The sequence below is a fragment of the Argonema galeatum A003/A1 genome (genome assembly GCF_023333595.1).
GTDB lineage: Bacteria > Cyanobacteriota > Cyanobacteriia > Cyanobacteriales > Aerosakkonemataceae > Argonema > Argonema galeatum.
In genome coordinates this window covers 157,778-173,702 of record NZ_JAIQZM010000002.1, presented here as the reverse complement: position 1 = coordinate 173,702, position 15,925 = coordinate 157,778, and the positions used below count along the sequence as shown (strand labels likewise).

20 protein-coding genes are annotated in these 15,925 nt (G+C 43.2%); 8 read left to right on the top strand and 12 right to left on the bottom strand.

Going from position 1 to position 15,925, the window contains the following annotated elements; translation table 11 throughout:
• Positions 1-140 precede the first annotated feature (140 nt).
• Positions 141-893, top strand: coding sequence for a HEAT repeat domain-containing protein (locus LAY41_RS04190; RefSeq protein ID WP_249067690.1), 753 nt, complete (start codon positions 141-143; stop codon positions 891-893).
• A 126-nt stretch (positions 894-1,019) separates the two neighbouring features.
• Here the strand turns inward: LAY41_RS04190 and sipA are convergent, their stop codons facing one another.
• The 4 genes from sipA to LAY41_RS04170 form a co-directional block, all read right to left on the bottom strand.
• Entirely contained in the window at positions 1,020-1,268 is a 249-nt protein-coding gene (sipA, locus tag LAY41_RS04185) for a regulatory protein SipA (protein WP_249094449.1), read from the bottom strand.
• Between the two features lie 313 nt (positions 1,269-1,581).
• Entirely contained in the window at positions 1,582-2,700 is a 1,119-nt protein-coding gene (locus LAY41_RS04180) for a CbiX/SirB N-terminal domain-containing protein (protein WP_249094447.1), read from the bottom strand.
• A 543-nt stretch (positions 2,701-3,243) separates the two neighbouring features.
• Positions 3,244-5,058, bottom strand: a complete 1,815-nt coding sequence (locus LAY41_RS04175) for a hypothetical protein (RefSeq protein WP_249094444.1) — start codon at positions 5,056-5,058, stop codon at positions 3,244-3,246.
• A gap of 136 nt (positions 5,059-5,194) precedes the next feature.
• Positions 5,195-5,620, bottom strand: a complete 426-nt coding sequence (locus tag LAY41_RS04170) for a nucleoside deaminase (RefSeq protein WP_249094441.1) — start codon at positions 5,618-5,620, stop codon at positions 5,195-5,197.
• Positions 5,621-5,797: 177 nt separating this feature from the next.
• Here LAY41_RS04170 and LAY41_RS04165 point away from each other — a divergent pair, with 177 nt between their 5' ends.
• Positions 5,798-6,016: a hypothetical protein gene (locus LAY41_RS04165; RefSeq protein ID WP_249094437.1), complete on the top strand. Its 219-nt coding sequence runs from the start codon at positions 5,798-5,800 to the stop codon at positions 6,014-6,016.
• A 256-nt stretch (positions 6,017-6,272) separates the two neighbouring features.
• Here LAY41_RS04165 and LAY41_RS04160 read toward each other — a convergent pair whose 3' ends face one another.
• The 3 genes from LAY41_RS04160 to LAY41_RS04150 all read right to left on the bottom strand — a co-directional run bounded on the left by LAY41_RS04160 (position 6,273) and on the right by LAY41_RS04150 (position 8,762).
• Positions 6,273-6,458: a hypothetical protein gene (locus tag LAY41_RS04160; protein ID WP_249094435.1), complete on the bottom strand. Its 186-nt coding sequence runs from the start codon at positions 6,456-6,458 to the stop codon at positions 6,273-6,275.
• Between the two features lie 373 nt (positions 6,459-6,831).
• Positions 6,832-7,788 (bottom strand): anti-sigma factor antagonist, encoded by a 957-nt coding sequence (locus tag LAY41_RS04155; protein ID WP_275973904.1) that lies wholly within the window; start codon positions 7,786-7,788, stop codon positions 6,832-6,834.
• A gap of 269 nt (positions 7,789-8,057) precedes the next feature.
• On the bottom strand, positions 8,058-8,762 hold the full coding sequence (locus tag LAY41_RS04150; RefSeq protein WP_249094432.1) for a hypothetical protein: 705 nt from the start codon (positions 8,760-8,762) through the stop codon (positions 8,058-8,060).
• A gap of 69 nt (positions 8,763-8,831) precedes the next feature.
• On the opposite strand from LAY41_RS04150, the gene LAY41_RS04145 reads away from it, so the two are divergent.
• From LAY41_RS04145 to LAY41_RS04135, 3 genes are read left to right on the top strand one after another with little or no spacing between them, the layout of a single operon-like run.
• Positions 8,832-9,344 carry a hypothetical protein gene (locus LAY41_RS04145; RefSeq protein WP_249094428.1) on the top strand — a complete coding sequence of 171 codons (513 nt, stop codon included), beginning with the start codon at positions 8,832-8,834 and terminating at the stop codon, positions 9,342-9,344.
• Positions 9,345-9,396: 52 nt separating this feature from the next.
• Positions 9,397-10,284, top strand: coding sequence for a hypothetical protein (locus LAY41_RS04140; protein ID WP_249094426.1), 888 nt, complete (start codon positions 9,397-9,399; stop codon positions 10,282-10,284).
• Between the two features lie 10 nt (positions 10,285-10,294).
• On the top strand, positions 10,295-11,077 hold the full coding sequence (locus LAY41_RS04135; RefSeq protein WP_338022926.1) for a 7-carboxy-7-deazaguanine synthase QueE: 783 nt from the start codon (positions 10,295-10,297) through the stop codon (positions 11,075-11,077).
• 14 nt (positions 11,078-11,091) lie between these two features.
• Here LAY41_RS04135 and LAY41_RS04130 read toward each other — a convergent pair whose 3' ends face one another.
• The 5 genes from LAY41_RS04130 to LAY41_RS04110 all read right to left on the bottom strand — a co-directional run bounded on the left by LAY41_RS04130 (position 11,092) and on the right by LAY41_RS04110 (position 14,648).
• Positions 11,092-11,634 carry a Uma2 family endonuclease gene (locus tag LAY41_RS04130; RefSeq protein WP_249094422.1) on the bottom strand — a complete coding sequence of 181 codons (543 nt, stop codon included), beginning with the start codon at positions 11,632-11,634 and terminating at the stop codon, positions 11,092-11,094.
• Between the two features lie 29 nt (positions 11,635-11,663).
• Positions 11,664-12,317, bottom strand: coding sequence for a Uma2 family endonuclease (locus LAY41_RS04125; RefSeq protein ID WP_249094421.1), 654 nt, complete (start codon positions 12,315-12,317; stop codon positions 11,664-11,666).
• A 134-nt stretch (positions 12,318-12,451) separates the two neighbouring features.
• Positions 12,452-13,114, bottom strand: coding sequence for a DUF3318 domain-containing protein (locus LAY41_RS04120; RefSeq protein WP_249094419.1), 663 nt, complete (start codon positions 13,112-13,114; stop codon positions 12,452-12,454).
• A 138-nt stretch (positions 13,115-13,252) separates the two neighbouring features.
• Positions 13,253-13,966, bottom strand: a complete 714-nt coding sequence (locus tag LAY41_RS04115; protein WP_249094417.1) for a Uma2 family endonuclease — start codon at positions 13,964-13,966, stop codon at positions 13,253-13,255.
• 160 nt (positions 13,967-14,126) lie between these two features.
• A complete protein-coding gene (locus LAY41_RS04110; protein WP_338022925.1) occupies positions 14,127-14,648 on the bottom strand; it encodes a glutathione S-transferase C-terminal domain-containing protein in 522 nt (173 codons plus the stop codon).
• 141 nt (positions 14,649-14,789) lie between these two features.
• Between LAY41_RS04110 and LAY41_RS04105 the strand changes: the two genes are divergently transcribed.
• From LAY41_RS04105 to LAY41_RS04095, 3 genes are all read left to right on the top strand, one after another.
• Positions 14,790-15,023, top strand: a complete 234-nt coding sequence (locus tag LAY41_RS04105; protein ID WP_249094414.1) for a hypothetical protein — start codon at positions 14,790-14,792, stop codon at positions 15,021-15,023.
• A gap of 188 nt (positions 15,024-15,211) precedes the next feature.
• A complete protein-coding gene (locus LAY41_RS04100) occupies positions 15,212-15,556 on the top strand; it encodes a hypothetical protein (RefSeq protein WP_249094413.1) in 345 nt (114 codons plus the stop codon).
• Positions 15,553-15,756: a hypothetical protein gene (locus LAY41_RS04095; protein WP_249094411.1), complete on the top strand. Its 204-nt coding sequence runs from the start codon at positions 15,553-15,555 to the stop codon at positions 15,754-15,756. The genes LAY41_RS04100 and LAY41_RS04095 overlap by 4 nt, the downstream gene beginning before the upstream one ends.
• The last annotated feature ends 169 nt before the right edge of the window (positions 15,757-15,925 follow it).

Sequence of the window (15,925 nt, the reverse complement as noted above, 5' to 3'; positions counted from 1 at the left end):
AAAAATACGTTATAATTTTAAGTTTCTTAACTTTTCTGAGTGTCAGTAGGCTGTCCTTGGAACTGTTTGAGTCCGAAATTTCTCAGATTTAACCGTAGAGAAGCTGGTGGGATCGGCGCTGATTAAGGTACTTTAAAATTATGTATGACGATGACGACCTGACCCTACTCGATCCGGAAATTGACCTAGAAAGTCCCTTGGATCGGCTAGAACCGCTGGAAGCAGAATCAGAGGCTGCCAAGCCAGATCCAGAGGCAATGCTGGCGCTGCTGACGGCGCACGAAACGCAGCAACGCATGATAGCGACGCGGGCTTTCTGCGAACTTCAGGACGAACGGGCTATACCCCATTTGATTCGCCTCCTGACAGATGTCTGTCCGTTAGTGCGGGTAAGTGCAGCTTATGCGTTGGGACGAAATCCCAGCCGAGATGCCGTTGAGCCGTTGATCGCCCAGCTGAATCGCGATTGGAATGGCTATGTTCGTAAAGGTATCGTTTGGGCTTTGGGAAATTGCCGCTCTAGCCGTTCTTTGCCACCATTGATAGATGCCCTGAAAACCGATATTTCTGCGGTGCGTTTGTGGGCCGCTAGTGGGTTGGCACAAATGGCTGATGTAAGCTATGAGGCAGTAGTAGCCGCCGTTCCGCCGCTGATTGAAGCCTTAATCCAAGATCGGGTAGCCGCAGTGCGAAGTAACTGTGCTTGGGCTATAGGACAACTCTGCCGCGAATTGCCCTCCAATATTGTCTACGCTGGTGCGATCGACGGTCTAATCATGGCTTTAGAAGAAGATAGAGATATGGGAGTCAGAGAAGACGCCAAAGCCTCTCTGCTGAGAGTTGGCGACCCTCGCGGACTGCAAGTGATTGAAGCCTTGGAACAAGAAGGGTAGTGGGAGGGGGAAATTTAAGATTTTAGATTTAAAATTTCCGATTTCAAAGTAAAGTTTTCAAATCCAAAATCTAAAATTTAAAATCCAAAATCCAAAATCCAAAATCTAAAATGTAGTGGGTTACTTTTAGTCGTCTTTTTCTGAGGTTTCACGAAGGTTCCCCACAGCTTCAATATACTGGCTATCCATCAGGAATGCTCCCCTAGCAAAGCGGACACCCCAATAACCGCCGGGACGCCGATCGATCACCACTCCTTCTTCGCCAAGGTGAATTAAGTTTGGCGGACGCAGCATTGGCATTGGTTCGGCTGTTTTGATGTAAGGTGGCATTGCTACCACTCGGACTTTTTCGCCAACTGTAAATTCTTTAGTCATTGGTCATTGGTCATTGGTCATTGGTCATTGGTCATTGGTCATTGGTCATTGGTCATTGGTCATTGGTCATACCAAATCCGGGATAAAAACCCCCGTTATCCATAAAGCATTGCGGTAGAAAGGCTTTGGTTAGGGGAATACACTTATTGCCGCAATGCTTCACCCCTACACTTCACACTATAAAGGGGGTAAATAACCCGGATTTGGTATCATTGGTCATTGGTCATTAGGAAAGGGAAGATTGAAGAATTGCATATTTCAAATTGATTTAGAATTGACAATCCAAAATCCAAAATCCACAATCCAAAATTGTTTAGGGCGCTTGCCAAATTTTTTGATGATATTGTTCTAAATTGGCATAAGGGTCAACAGCTGCATGGGAATGGTTTGCACTGCCCTTGTGGTGATGATTGTGTCCGTGAGTGCTAGAGTGCAAATTATCATCACTCTCCTCATGGTCGTGAGTGTGAGTATGAGCGTAATTATCGTGGGAGTTTTGGTGATTGTGGTGTTCGTGTCCCTGATGGAAATGATCGGGGCTATGACTGTGCCCGTTACCATTTCCCACAAATGCTAGACGAAATTTGCACATCTCGCAGTTCATCTGCACTTGACCTAGCTGAGTTTCAATTTCCCTCTCCCGCAATACTCGGAAAAGCTGGGGGTGAAGTCCCATTTCCGGTAAACAAGTCATCGAAATATGGGGATATTGTTCTTGCTGTTGGGCGGTGACATCAAAAATCTTTTTAACTAGGATTCCTGTGAAAAGGAAGTAGGGTAAAACAATAATTTGTTTGGGTTGGTAGAGTCTGGCGCGACGGAAACCTTCTTCCAAACGGGGGTGAGTAATGCCAATGAAGCAGGTTTCAACGGTGAGATAACCGCTGCCTTCCCACAATATGCGGGCGAGTTTGTACACATCGCCGTTAGCATCGGGGTCGCTAGAACCGCGACCGACAAACAGCAGGGCGGTGTCCTCTCTGTTGCGATCGGGCCGATCGAGTTCGGCAAGACGCGATCGCCACAATTCCAAAATACCAGGGGTAATCCCAAAATGACGCCCGTAGTGAAACTTTAGCTGGGGATGCCGAAGCTTTGCCCGGTCTAACTCGTTAGTAATGTCAAACTTATTGTGTCGAGCCGCAAATAACAACACTGGCAGCGCTGACAGTTCAGTATAGCCTTGTTCCACACACCTATCTACTCCCTCTTGAATTGTAGGGCCGGTGAGTTCCAGAAAGCAGGGTACGACAGGGCGGGAAGTGTCTAAAGCTTGATAAGCATTGGCAAAATCTAGGAAAGTTTGCCTTCCCTCATCATCTCTGGTGCCGTGACCGATCATCAACAGCGGACGTTGTAGCGGCAGGGGTGGCAATTCAAAGGACTCGGAGTGGGACTCAGAAGCGGGACTAAATGAATTTACTGTAGGCATCAACAAAATCCTTTCCCGTGCGAGGCGGGAAATTAGAGTGAACGTTTAACAGGTAGGCATTCTGGCTTACAAGGCTAAATTGCCTCATTTACAGCTGCCGCACAGCCTCGGACTTACACCTAAGTTTCCCTATCCTGTTATGGCTTGGGTGTGCCTTGATATCTTAACCGATCGAGCTATTTTCCAAAATGCGGGGGAGTGGGATAAAGTCAAAAGGCTAGGGGCTCTGCTCAAGCCAACTAACAGATTGATTAGTTAAATTTATCACTCTAAGTAAGGGAGAGCTATTTTTACGAAAACTGGTAACTGGGCAGATAAATCTACTTTGGGAATCTTCTTGTTCCCGTTCCGACACCCATCTACCATCAGCCCGAAGACCTAAACCCATAATAAACTCCTTTGAGTCGCTATGGACAATTATATCTACATTAATGGTAAAGCTAAGATAGCTTAATGTGTAAGGCTCTTCCGTCGCTCGATCACCTATGCCCTATGCCCCAAAAACCGGGTTTTTCACACTAAGTACGGAAGAGGAAATTGTTTTTATTTCTGCACTAATACTTTTGGTTTACCACTTAACTTGACAAACTGCTGTTTGTCGCGATCGTACACCCAAGCTTTGATTACTGTTTCTCCTATAGGCAAAGATTTTGCTGAAATATTAACAGCCCATCTAGCTTTTTGATGTAGACTATATTTATTAAATTTTTCAATGTCAGGACTATCCAAATTGACAGGTGTAGTTGCCAAAAAGTATCTTTCATTACCATAAGAAATCAACACCATTATGGGCTGTTCATAACTGTCTGGCAGTATAGCCCATCCATAGAGATTAATCATGCTACTGCGATTGACTAGCAGGGATTTTTCAGTTGTCCGGGGATTGTCAATAAATCCATAATTTTTGCTAGGTTTTGTGATAAAAGCTATATTTTGTGGAAAAGTCCTCATACCTAGTTTATCCAAAAACTCTGCTTTCTGCCTTGCCAAAGCAGCATTTGGATAAACTAATTGTAAACAGTTAGTTGATGATGATTCATAATCTATAAAAAATATTAGTTCTAAGCAAGTTTTAGCATTCAGTTGGTGAATTTTAAATTGCCGACCTACAGCAACAAAGTCAAATGATTTAATTATCACTAGAATCATTAACATTAAAACAAAGATTTTGTAGGGATGTTTTAACGTTAATTTTTGTTGGCGCTCTTGCCGCTCACAAAACAATCTCGACACCTGAACTAAAGCGATGATTAATAATAACGAAGGAGTTGTATATCTTGAAATTAAAGCTCCTAAATCACCGCTAGCAGCCCTACCAAAAGTATTACTAATCGCGTATAAAACAGCAAATAGCCCTAAAGATAACCACGGCAAGGCATTGCCTATAAGTTTATATTGCCGCCAATTAATTAAATAAAAAACAGTCAAAAATAAAAAACTTATGAAAATAAATAAACCGCTCAATTTCGCAGGGCAGGCATTTATTACTTGGTGAAATGATGAATACAAGCTATTAAACGCAGGTAAATTGGTGAAGGCAGCATAATTAATGCCTCCAAACAATGGGGAACCCAAAAGTGTGAAAAAATACTCTACTGCGTGTAATGGCTTTTGGAGAAAGTAGAATATACTTGGATTAGCTATTTTTTGATAACCGATGGAGTAAAGCGCAACTGAAATAATACAAAAACCAAGCCATATCAAAATCCTTTGGAGCTTCTGTCGGTTGTTCCCAGACATAGATACTACTAAAGGTATTAGAGCTAGCCAGGACATCAAGCCATGTGCTGTTGAAAAGCTAGCAATACAGCAGAAGATAGCAGCCAGAAATATTCGGACAATCGGATACCAATTTTTGCATGAATAAAGGATTAAAATAGCTATTGCCACACAAGTATTAATCAGAAACCAGGCTATTTGAAACCCCCACAACCAGTTTTCCCACTGCACTAATGAAAATAGCAGCATACAGGTGAATATATTGGCTATATTACCGTTACCTGTTTCTGCTTGATTTAAAGATATTTTATAAAAGCATAAAAAAGTTATTATAGTCAAAAAAACACTCGTATATAATTCGTACCTAATATCCCATTTGGAAGCGAAAGCTAGAGCAGTAATTATCAACTTTGGAAAAAATATACGATGTTCATTATGTTGATTAAAAAAAGTTTCAAAATTGGCTTTTCCTGTGGCAACGAGTTGAAAAATATAGGGAAACTCCATTTGATCCCAAAAAGGAGTATTGATGCCAAAACTAGCAATAAACCAAAGCAGTATGCAAAGGGGAATTAGATATATAACAAGTAAATATACTTGTTTTCTAGATGAAGTCACCTGAGCTTTTAATAGGTTCATCGGATATGATTCACTAAAATTAGTTGTGCTTTGGACTGAAAGGTTGCTTAAAAATGTATGATAAGCCTTCATTTTTAGGCAAAAGGTTTTAGAAAAAATATCATACCATAAAAAGTACAAAAAAGCAAATCGAATCCTACTTAAACAATTCTAAACACTCAGATTTTAAGATCCCTGGAGTGATTTTGATTTCTCTAAAGCCCTTCGCAATGATTTCTTCGCAAGGTAAATCAATTTGGGCTGCGCCAAACTCGATCAAATCTTTAATTGAAGCACCGAAGATAATTTCTGATATGCCTGCCCAAATACAGGCTGTAGCGCACATAGGACAAGGTTCGCAAGTGGTATATAAGGTATAACCTTCGAGAGAACGATTTTGAAGTTTAGCGGTTAAACGGCGAATGGCGTTGACTTCTGCATGAGCTGAGGGGTCGTTGTCTTGCTTGACGGTGTTATGGGCCGCGATCGCAATTTGGTTATCTTTCACGATCGCAGTACCGTAAGGCGTATCCCCAAGCTTTGCTTGTGCGATCGCTATCTTCATAAAATCTTCGTGGTTCATCCGCTACAACATCCCTTGCTAAGCTTGGTCTTTCCTATTATTGCGATCTATGTCACTCAAATATGTGATTTCGATCACGAAAATTAGTCTGGAAACATCACAAATTATGAAAAGCTCAATCACCAAGTACTACAGAAGGCGAATCCATAATAAAAGCATAGAGTTCAAGCAAAAACGATGACCAACCAAATCAACCTTCTTCCCACCGCCCTCTTCGAGTTATTTGCTGAAGCCACCAATTCTGGACGCATCACTCTAGCCGATCGCTACGGAATGATGGCAGCACTATTGCAAAACACTCTGAGTGAAGAAGAACAAACCATTCTCGATCGCCTCCTGTATGGCGTGCGTCGGGGACGGCTGCAAGTAGTGAATGAAATCTCTACTTTGGCCTAATCTAGTTTCATTCTCTCTATGCAAGGAACTCGAACGATTTATAAGGATAACGAGAATACTCCAAAGCTGCCAGCCAAAAGCGCCATTATTTAATATTTATATACGAATTAAAGCCCCTGACTGCTTAGGTCAGGGGCTTTAGCTGCTAAACCTCTCGACTGTCATCTGATGACTGCGATTAAAATCGGCAGGGGAGGAACTGCGCGGCTTCGGTGAAAAATTTTTTCAACTGACAAAAAGTAATCTTAAATACTTTTTATCTGGTAGTTAAGACAGGCCGATCGCTCAAGTGCTTGATTGTTGGCACATACGGCTGACAGGCTGTAACAACCTCGGTAAGATCTGGCATTTCTTGCCAGCAGTGAGAGCAAAACCAGTAAACGCGGCTGTGTCTGATGTGGCGTAGCAACTGATTAGAGCAACAAAGACACTTAGTCATCATAATCCTCCCACTAAATATAGACTCTATACTTAAACCAAAAATATGGATATCTTGTGCAGAAATCTTGTATTTTCTATAAGATATTAGAACATACCCCAAAATATTTTTCTGTTAATAAAATCACAATTTTGAGGAAAAAACCAAATTAAAAATAAAATTACGACGCTAAAAAATCTTATCGAAGCCCAAGCCGTTGGGCCAAGTCAGGAAAATTTTACATCTCACCGCAGATGTATTGAATCAAGCCAAAGATTAAGAAATATTACAAAGATGCGATCGCTTTCCCAGCTTTTTCCCAAGCTTGGCAGAGCTTGAAAGCATTTAAAGATCGAAGTTTTGCATTTGTATTTACACTTTACCAATGACCAATGAGCTAAACAGCACCACTATTTTTACGGAACACTACTGCAATAGTTTTCAGAATAAGCTTCATATCATAGATGAGGCTCCAGTTTTGTTGATATTTCAAATCCAAACGAATTACATCCTCAAAGCTGCGAAGCTGAGAGCGTCCGCTTACCTGCCATTCCCCTGTCATACCGGGTTTGACATCTAAACGCTGCCACTCAGGAACCTCATAACTTTCTACTTCATCTGGAGTAGGCGGTCGCGTGCCAACTAAACTCATTTCTCCAATCAGCACATTCCAAAACTGAGGCAGTTCATCCAGACTGGTTCGACGCATAAAGCGACCTAGCTTTGTAACGCGGGGGTCTCGATCATTTTTGAAAATAGCCCCCGATACTTGGTTTTCAACGGTTGACTTGAGGGCTTCCGCATTGGTACACATTGAGCGGAACTTCCAAATCCGAAACCGCCTTCCCATCCAGCCGCAGCGGATTTGACCGAAGAAAATCGGCCCTCGACTATCCAGCTTAATCGCAACTGCGATCGGAATAAACAAAATCGCCGTGATTCCCAAACCTACCAGCGCCCCCACAACGTCTATGGCACGTTTAACCCAGGAACGGACAGAAGGATGGGTAACTGGGGGCTTCCATTGGCGGCGACGGTTTACTGTAGGCGTAACGGGTTCGCGGAGTTGCTCAATAGTAAAAACTTCGTCCAGTCCCGTGAGAGACAACACCGCCATAACTTGAGGTTGCACTTGGTGGAGTACTAAGTTAATCCCTTGCTGCTGTGCGGTTTTGAGATTACTGACCAGAGCGCCCAAACCACTGCTATCCATAAAAGTGGTCTGGCTAAAATCAATAATAATTTGGTTGGGAAGAGGACTTCCCTGGCAAAGCTGTTTAAAGTTTTGCTTGAAGGCCACTGCCTCCAGCACGCTTAAACGAGGGGGTACTTGAATCAAGGGAATTTCTTTCAAGAACTTAACCCGAAAATCTACCTTTGAGATTTAGCTAATCACGAGCAACTACATATAACCATACAGCAGTATGGAAACCAAACGCCAGAAACAGTTTGGTGTATATTGACAAATTATAGTTTTATTGACACTCTGGGCCTTCATAGACTGAGATTCTTAAGAGATTTTCACTCGTAAAGGCTGAGCCAAACAGCCACTACACACTCTGCTTAACGCATTGTGCTTACTTTTTCTGAGAATATTAGCCGAACCATTACAATCTGCATTAATCAACAAACCATGCTGAGTACGATACAAGCCACGTTTAACCCGCTGACCAGACAATTTATACTCTGTGGGATTGAGGGCGTTGTAAATAGGGATATCATCACCATCAAGGAAACTAGCTTTACTGGTGTAAGACTCCTCTTGCTCAACATATTTAATACCATATCTCTAACCTTATTATTACTGTAAGTCCCAGATTTAACTGCGGTAATCAGTCCGTAAAAACTGCGAAAAGTTCGATCTACTACTTTCAAAGTTTGCTGAGCAATATCAGTGTTCAACATCTGATAATTTTCATTACTTTTGCAGTAGTGGTAGTTAGATTCATAACGCAAGTCTTTTTGTTCTTGGAAGTAATACTGCTTAACTGTGTAAAGCCCTACATTGTAGAGGTTCTTACTCAATCTGCACAACTGCCTCAGAGATTCAAACTCGCTGGATTTGAGTCCACGGATTTGGTTTTTCTGAGTCAAGTACATATCACTTTCGCTGAAACTATCGCTATGATAGCGAAAGTGAATGTAATTGTCTACAATATTTACAGCGGTTAAAACGGCTTGAGTCGTTTTTCCACGAGCGCTAAAGGGACTGAGTTTCCAAACATCCCATGTTTTTATATGATTATAGCGAAGAAAGGGGAAGGGTGAGTTTTGAGTTTGTAGGGGCTCATCCGTGCATCTGTGTTTAAATCCGTGTTGTGTTCCCACTTATCCAACACAGATCGGCGAAGTATAAGCCAAAATTGGTACTGTAACCCCAATCATTTGGATAAAGCGATGATTTTTAGTCGTTTGCGTAGAATTCTACCTGCCTTCCTACTGGCCGTGTTGCTGCTTGTGACTTCCTGTAGGGCGCAGGATACCTCTCCTTATGCCAAGACGCAGCAGGAAAGTACCCAGAGGGGTGCTACTCCAGCTGTTGCCAGGAAAGCCGAACAGGGCAGCAGCTTTAACAAATTCTTTCCCAAATCTGCTGATGGCTACCAGGTTGTAGCAGCACAGGAAAAGAAAGGGTTTGCCGAGTATAAGCTGAACAAAGGCGGCAAGAATGTTGCCATGCTGTCTATTAACGATATAACCAGCAATCCAAGTGCGAAGACGAAATATGAGCAAAGTAGTGCAAAAATTGCCGGTTATCCAGCTGCTGAAGCTCCGGGTAAAGGTACTGGGATTCTTGTAAATAATCGTTACCAGGTAAAAGTGCAATCTCGCGACGATTCGTTTACGAAGAACGATCGCGAAGCTTGGCTGCAAAAATTTAACCTGAGCGGACTTGCCCAACTCAAGTAAATTTTCTTGCCATACCGTTCCCGATCGCAACCATTAAACAAGGATTTTTTTTGTGAGCAAAACGATTTATCAATTGGTGGATGAACTGCCCACTGGCGGACTGACCGTGATGTCGCTGCGATCGCTCGATTTTGCCGTTCCCGGCGAGTGGCAAAATTTGGTTGGCTTTGACAACACCATTCGTGCGGTCACTGGCGAAACCGACCCAGATCTCATCCGGCAAATTGGCGAACGCGCCATCTATCTATACAACGACAAATCTCAGGGATACCAAACAGCCCTGTGGCTCTACCAAACTGTTGATAGTGCTTCTTCTGTGTTGGGTGCAGCTGCTTTAGCCAACAAAGTTGGTGAGAAGATCCCTCTTTTGGGTTTCTTAGGCAATATCACTCCCAAAGCGGACAAAGCTCAAACTATTGACCTAGCCGTAAAATTGGTGGTTGAGTTAGTAGCTTTTTGCCAAATTAACGGTATTCCCGGTGACAGTATTGGCGATTTCTTGGGAGCTTTAGGCGACTACAGTGGCGAGTCTCTGATGCGGATGGCGGCGCTAGTTTGCTTTGATGGTCTGATTCCCCTTGGCCCGGACTTTATCCAAATGGTTCTCTCAAGGTTCAACAACATGAGTCCGCAGGAATTGGAACACAATCAGACCTTTAAAGGTGTTAATGATTTGATTCCTGGCGGTAGTTCTTCAGGTAAACTGGGTTTTATTAACGAAAGCTTTAGTTCCGTTTCGGGTTGGATGAGCGACTTCGTTAACTCTCGCGGTTTGACACCACAAAATGTTGTCCACAATCTGTCAAGCTTTATGGATGTTGCTGATGACAAGCTAGATTATCTCGGTGCTTTTCTGGATGTGTCAACCAACTACTACGAACACACTGGCATTCAAACTCTGGCTCGTCGCCTAATTGAACGAGCTGTTGCCGAAATTTAGAGAAAAAAACATGGCAATGCAAATCGCACAAGCATCAAAGGCGCGTCTAATTGAAGTTTTCTCCGCCATTCAAGGGGAGGGACTCAATGTGGGTACGCGGCAAATTTTCATCCGCTTCGCTTTGTGCGATTTGCGCTGCCATTTTTGCGATAGCGCTCATACCTGGGGTGTTCCAGAGATATGCAAAATTGAGAAAACGCCGGGATTGCGCGACTTTGAAACTCACCCCAATCCCGTGGCGCTACCAGATTTGCTGGAATGGGTGGGGAGGCAAAATCAACCGGGATTGCACGATAGCATTAGTTTGACTGGTGGGGAACCGCTTCTTTCTGCGCCTTTTTTGGGGCAATTTTTGCCAGAAGTGCGATCGCTAACTGATTTGCCAATATACTTGGAAACTGGCGGTCATCGTCCAGAGCAATTATTACCGATCTTGCCATACTTGGATTCGATCGGCATGGACATCAAGTTGCCTAGCGTCAGTGGCGAAAATCGCTGGCAAGTTCATCAGGAGTTTTTACATCTTTGTCACGATGCACAAGTAGAAGTATTTGTCAAGATAATTATTTCCAGCCAAACCAATACAGCCGAGTTAGAACAGGCGGGAGAGTTGGTAGCTTCTGTAGATGCCTCAATTCCGGTATTTTTACAACCAGTAACCCCAATACTGGGTAAGGAGTCGGTGGTTGCGCCAAGGCCCGATCGCGTATTAGAATGGCAATCATTAATGAAGCGTTTTGTCAAGCAAGTGCGAGTTGTACCGCAAACTCATAAGATGATGAATCAGCTGTAAATTACACCATAACATCATCGATCGCGCATCCAACTAAACACCTGCACAACTGTCAAAACTAAGTTCATGTCCGGCGGGACAGGCAGGCGATCGCTGTTTTTGTGTAAACTAATACGAGCATCAGGGAACAATACCACAATAACCTCCTCGGTCGGATCGATCAACCATCCTAGCTTTGTCCCCTCTTGCAAGCAGGTTGGAATTTTGGCAATCAACTTAGTAGTACTTTGGTCAGGGGAGAGGATTTCAATCATCCAATCGGGTGGGCCTTCAACAGGGGTATTTCCAGTAGGAACTCTGTTTTTGTGGATAACTGTAATGTCGGGAACGACAGAATTGCTGGTGAGAGTACAGCGTAGTTCTGGAAAAGCTTCATAGGGTGAGTTTGCTCGATCGATCGCAGCAGTTAGGCATTTCTGTAAAATGCTATGGTGAGCTGTGGGCATCTGTTTTTGATTTGCTTGTCCGTCCACGAACTCCCAAGCAGGCGACTCCTCAATATTCGGCAATTTCAGGAAGTTTTGTAGGGTGAGTGGTTGGGTAGAGGTAGCCATCATAATTCGGGTTATCTCATATTAATGATTAATTAAAATGAGGTTTGTGCGATCGCAGTTTCAAATTCCTCCAAAGCTTGATAATTTCCCACTTGCCAAGCACGTTCTACCACAGGGGGAATTATCTGCGCGATCGCAATATCTGGAAAATTAGGACTGGTGTCAGATTTGATGTACTTTCCATCTCTAAGCAAATAGATAGTGAGTTTACCACGATCGTAAACCCATAATTCTGGAACTGCGATCGCTTCATAAGCATTGAGAGTAGTTTTAGAAGTAACATCTGTCTCGATCGCCAGATCGGGTGGCGGATCGCCTGGTTCAAGTCGGCGACGACCGATCATAATTTGATAATTTTCAATATAAAAGCAAGCATCCGGTTCAACACCTGCTACTCCTTCACGTTTAAATGTAGTTGAGCCAAAAGGCTGGTATCGAATGCCTACTGCCTTTAGCAATGTTTTAACAATATCCGAGATCAGATCTTTGGGAATTTCGTGTTCTGGTAAAGGAACCATGATTTGTAAAGTACCTTTGCTGTAGGCAATTCTTGTGCTTCGCTTTTCTCCCAATTCCTGCAAAATCGATTCAAATTCTAACCAACTCACGTTTGAGATCGTTACCACACTACCAGGTTCTAGTTTGATCTGGCTAACAGGTTTGAGGATAAGGGTAAGAGTGGTCATTCGATTTTGGATTTTGGATTTTGGATTTTGGATTAAAGAATTGATTTTTAGTGTAGGTTGGGTTGTGGAATAGAAACCCGGTTTCTTCCAGAAACCGGGTTTCTATTCCAGGTTTCTATTCCAAAACCGATCGCCTAACTGTAAATATCTTCCGATTGGGAAACTTCGCGATTGGATTTTATTTTGGCTTTTGCCTTGTTAGCGCTGCGTTTGAGGGCTTGCAGTCGCGCTTCGTACTTGTTGCGCTGGCGTTTGGCGGGGGTGAGGTCGATCATGGCTTTCAAGGCGCTACCCAGACTTTTGTAGGCGTTGGGGAGGGAATAACCGAAACGGGTGGCGAGTGCGATCGCTTTCTCATCGGCGTCGTAAGCTTCCTTCAAGGTGCGATCGGCATTATTTTTCTGATACAGCCGCCAACCCGACACGCCGCACAGCGCCAGCGCCAACAACAGCAGCAAACCATCTTGCACCCACAATTCTCCCACAGCGCCACCCAAACCGATCGCTAGCGCCGCCATTTCCCACCCATCTCTGGGGATTGTATCGTTTTGAACGCGGGCGACCTCGTGCCAAAACAGCAAATTACGCTGATCCAGCGCCAATTGCTCCCATTTCACCAAGTCTATTTGAATTTCCACCTGGTCTTTACCGATTTCTTCGCAGCGGATCAGGGTTGGATTTACTTCAGTCGTTCCTTCAACTGTGACCCAACTCTGCATTTCTGGCGGCAATAAGCTTTTCAAACGCCGCAGTTCACTCATTTCGGATCTAGCAGAGGAAGTTGCATAAGATGTCATAAGTCCAACCCCAGCAAGTTAGCAGCAGAAAAAAAGGTCTATTTTAGAGTATACCTTTACAATTGTATGGGTTAACACAGAGGTCTGGCTTGAGTGGCGATAAACTGCTTTGTAGTAACGCTCGGACGCCATTCGCTCTCACACCGCTGGCTCAATCCCAGCCGATCGCAACTGAGCTGCCAAACGTTCTGCCCGTTGGCGTTCTCGTTCCACTAACTCCGTTCCCCACAATAACATCTGTCCGGTTTCATCCCACCAACGCAACCAAAATCCCGTCCTGTTTGCCTTAGTTCCCTGCCAAACTCCCAGAAATAGTCCGATTTGAGGAATCCAGTAGCGATTGTTAGCATCCGCTGGAGCTACCTGGTATCTTCTCGCAGCATTTAATTGATATAATTCTAGCCATCCCGCATTTGGCTCGAAAATGACGTAGTTCGGCACTTGCAATATCCGCTCGTAGTAATACCACTTACCCGGCGGATATTTTGACTTTATTGAGTATTCGCCTCCCTCAGTCTCAGACAAAAACTCCATTACTGCACCCGGAACTTCCCCTTCCAAATTGGGAGTATAGCTGCGACGGTTTTGATTTGGGGGAGTAGTCGGTTGTACGGAACGTATATAAAACCAATCAGGCGCTTTCACGACCGTTTTTCCCTCGACAGTCGCACAAATCCCAAAATTAGTTCCTACTAGCATTGATTCCTGTAGTTTTCCCGATAGTTCCAAAGCTTCCGTCAGTGCAGATGCTAAGACTGGCTGGTTGATATTGTCCACTGGTTCGTCATCCAAAACAAAGTTGTCTGGTAATTTTTCCCAGGTGATATTTAATTCTGTGGTATTAACTGACATACTGCCTTTTCTCCCCCATTCATAATACTACAGCATAGCAAACTCTTATCTTAGCGCTATCTCATCAAAGCCGATTTTTTATAAGCACCGCAGATAAACGCAGATAATTATCTGTGTTTATCTGTGGTAAAAAAATCTTTTGCCAATTATTTCTAACACTTTATCCTAGCTTGTCGCGATCGTGCGGTGACTCCAAATCAATTATCGGCCCTTTGGGAACAATCCGAGTTGGATTAATTTTGTTATGACTGATATAGTAATGCTGTTTGATGTGGTCTAAATTGCAAGTTTCCTTCACTCCCGGAATTTGGTAAAGTTCTTTTAGATAATTTCCCAGATTGGTATAATCCCAAATATGACGTAAATTGCATTTGAAATGACCGTAGTAAACCGGGTCGAAACGCAAGAGAGTAGTGAACATACACCAATCGGCTTCCGTAATTTTATCCCCGCACAAATAGCGCTGTTTTGCCAACACTTCATCCCAACTATTCAAAGCGTTGAATAAATCCGTCACACCTTCTTCATAAGCCGCTTGACTGGTAGCAAATCCTGCTCGATAAACGCCATTATTAATCGGTTGATAAATCGCGTCGATCGTTTGGTCAATCTTTTCTCGTAAATCCTCCGAACAGAAGTGCCAATCCGACTTAGCAAAATCTTGGAATTGCGTATCCAACATCCGAATGATTTCGCGAGATTCGTTATTTACATCAAATTCGGCTACAATAAATTTACTGTATCAATCAATTGAACAAGCAGAGGCTACTGCTGATGCTGGAGAAGCAAGCGTCCAAGAAATTAAAAGAAGCTGGAACCTACCATGAACAACGAAAAGAGAATTCCTGATGCCGAAACGAGAGCAAGAAATGTAGCTCGTATGCGCGAAGTTAATCTAAAGTGGGATGAACTGAATATGATGCTGGATAAAGCGATCGCACAAGCTGAAATGGATTTGCAAAATAGCCCCCTTTATGCCAGCCGTCGCCGTCGAGTAGAGAAACAGTTAGAAGCTTTAAAAAAACAAAATTTAGAGGTGGAAAACAAAGAACTTTAAAAGCCAAAGATAGGGAAGTTATAGAGTGCGATCGCACTATTTTTAAATCCTATTTTGCGCTATTGAGATGGCGATCGCACTCAGCCAATTGCTGTCTATGAATTAAGTGCGATCAAGCTATAATTATAAAAACTAAATTACAACTTTATATTATTATATTAAAAGGACTGTATTGGGAATTAAACTTAATGGCAAAGCTACCAGGAGAAACTAAAGCTACCATCTTAAATCTGCTCGGACAATTGGCAGAATTGATCGATGAAGCCGCAGCAACAGAATCAGTAATTGCCGAACAGTTCGGTGAGACAGAGATGACTATTTCGACACTGGATGACTTACTGAATGTGAGAGAACGGCTGAGAAATCCTTATAATCGTCTGTGTAGGCTTTTTCTACAAGTTTCAGAATTTCAACCCACTGCTCCTGCGGCTGTGCTAGATTTACTGTATCAGACCATTGAAGATGCTGAAGCAGCAATGGCAGCTTCAGCTGCTAGTATTCGAGAAGCTAAAATAGATTTTGAATTACCATGAATCAGCCCAAAAAATTGCCAGACCCAGAAAAATTAAAGCGCACGCACGAACGCTTTCAGGAAACTATCCGCCAATTGGATGTTTTAGATTTGAAGTTAGCGCAATTAAATGCCATGATGGAAGTAGAATTGTGTCAACAACGGTTAAAAAGACTTGAGAGAAGAAATAAGCAAGCGGTAGTTTCAGAAAGCAAAGAATGATGGTGTAGGTATGAAATGAAAGAGGGCGATCGCACCCCTAATTTTCCCCCACACCCGCCAAGGAATCAATTCCTTGGCTAATAGCGAAAGTCCGTTTAAACGGACTGAAAGATTAATATTAAGTCCACTTGTAGGGGCGGTTTAGCAGATATCCTTTGTTTCCTACAGA

Coding starts and splice junctions, on each gene's coding strand:
- LAY41_RS04190 (WP_249067690.1), top strand. CDS start 141: ATGTATGACGATGACGACCTGACCCTACTCGATCCGGAAATTGACCTA.
- sipA (WP_249094449.1), bottom strand. CDS start 1,268: ATGACTAAAGAATTTACAGTTGGCGAAAAAGTCCGAGTGGTAGCAATG.
- LAY41_RS04180 (WP_249094447.1), bottom strand. CDS start 2,700: ATGCCTACAGTAAATTCATTTAGTCCCGCTTCTGAGTCCCACTCCGAG.
- LAY41_RS04175 (WP_249094444.1), bottom strand. CDS start 5,058: ATGAACCTATTAAAAGCTCAGGTGACTTCATCTAGAAAACAAGTATAT.
- LAY41_RS04170 (WP_249094441.1), bottom strand. CDS start 5,620: ATGAACCACGAAGATTTTATGAAGATAGCGATCGCACAAGCAAAGCTT.
- LAY41_RS04165 (WP_249094437.1), top strand. CDS start 5,798: ATGACCAACCAAATCAACCTTCTTCCCACCGCCCTCTTCGAGTTATTT.
- LAY41_RS04160 (WP_249094435.1), bottom strand. CDS start 6,458: ATGATGACTAAGTGTCTTTGTTGCTCTAATCAGTTGCTACGCCACATC.
- LAY41_RS04145 (WP_249094428.1), top strand. CDS start 8,832: ATGATTTTTAGTCGTTTGCGTAGAATTCTACCTGCCTTCCTACTGGCC.
- LAY41_RS04135 (WP_338022926.1), top strand. CDS start 10,295: ATGGCAATGCAAATCGCACAAGCATCAAAGGCGCGTCTAATTGAAGTT.
- LAY41_RS04130 (WP_249094422.1), bottom strand. CDS start 11,634: ATGATGGCTACCTCTACCCAACCACTCACCCTACAAAACTTCCTGAAA.
- LAY41_RS04125 (WP_249094421.1), bottom strand. CDS start 12,317: ATGACCACTCTTACCCTTATCCTCAAACCTGTTAGCCAGATCAAACTA.
- LAY41_RS04120 (WP_249094419.1), bottom strand. CDS start 13,114: ATGACATCTTATGCAACTTCCTCTGCTAGATCCGAAATGAGTGAACTG.
- LAY41_RS04115 (WP_249094417.1), bottom strand. CDS start 13,966: ATGTCAGTTAATACCACAGAATTAAATATCACCTGGGAAAAATTACCA.
- LAY41_RS04110 (WP_338022925.1), bottom strand. CDS start 14,648: ATGTTGGATACGCAATTCCAAGATTTTGCTAAGTCGGATTGGCACTTC.
- LAY41_RS04105 (WP_249094414.1), top strand. CDS start 14,790: ATGAACAACGAAAAGAGAATTCCTGATGCCGAAACGAGAGCAAGAAAT.
- LAY41_RS04100 (WP_249094413.1), top strand. CDS start 15,212: ATGGCAAAGCTACCAGGAGAAACTAAAGCTACCATCTTAAATCTGCTC.
- LAY41_RS04095 (WP_249094411.1), top strand. CDS start 15,553: ATGAATCAGCCCAAAAAATTGCCAGACCCAGAAAAATTAAAGCGCACG.